Here is an 897-nt window from a genome sequence, read left to right as displayed (position 1 = left end):
GGGGAGGGGGACCGCCCGCGCAGCGGGTGGTGGAGGGGCGGCCGCGCAGACGGCCGTGACCAGCTCGGCAAATTCCCGCCCTCTGCGCCCACGGCTTGCTTCGCAAGCCGGCTCCGCTGCTGCGATATGTCCCCGGCATATCGCTGATCGCAGCTACGCCCCCTCCGTCATCGCTTCGCGATGCCACCTCCCCTGCGGGGCAGGGGAGGAATGGTTGTTTCGCGGGGATGACGGTGGAGCTATGGGGCAAAGCCATGGCCAAGACACGACCCGATCAGCTGCTCGTCGAACGCGGGCTTGCCGAGAGCCGCACGCGCGCGCAGGCGTTGATCCTGGCGGGGCTGGTGTTCAGCGGCGACAAGCGCGTGGACAAGCCGGGGCAGCCGATCGCGCCCGATGCGCCGCTGACCGTCAAGGGGCGCGATCACCCCTGGGTGTCGCGCGGCGGGGTGAAGCTCGCCCATGCGCTCGACCATTTCGGGATCGACCCTGCGGGCATGGTGGCGATCGATGTGGGGTCGTCGACCGGGGGCTTTACCGATGTGCTGCTGAGCCGGGGGGCAGTGCGTGTCTATGCGGTGGACAGCGGGACCAACCAGCTGGCGTGGAAGCTGCGTCAGGACGAACGCGTCGTGGTGCATGAGCAGACCAGCGCGCGAGTGCTGACGGCGGCGCATATCCCTGAGCCGATCGACATTGTCGTGTGCGATGCGAGCTTCATTGCGCTGGCCAAGGTGCTGGAGCGACCCTTTGCATTCGTGCGGGAGGGCGCGTGGGTCGTCGCGCTGATCAAGCCGCAGTTCGAGGCGGGGCGTGGCGAGGTCGGCAAGGGTGGCGTGGTGCGCGATCCGGCGGTGCATGAGCGGGTGTGCGCGGAGGTGGCCGGCTGGCTGGAGG

At 69.3% G+C, this 897-nt stretch carries 1 protein-coding gene; it reads left to right on the top strand.

Annotated features, from left to right (window positions below):
- Positions 1-254 precede the first annotated feature (254 nt).
- The coding region (locus AX681_RS18295; protein ID WP_066682589.1) for a TlyA family RNA methyltransferase at positions 255-897 on the top strand (643 nt) is incomplete at its 3' end.

This window comes from Sphingomonas sp. CCH9-E2, assembly GCF_001557215.1.
Lineage (GTDB): Bacteria > Pseudomonadota > Alphaproteobacteria > Sphingomonadales > Sphingomonadaceae > Sphingomonas.
Note: the sequence above shows the minus strand (reverse complement) of the source record. Positions and strands in the feature narration are given on the sequence as shown.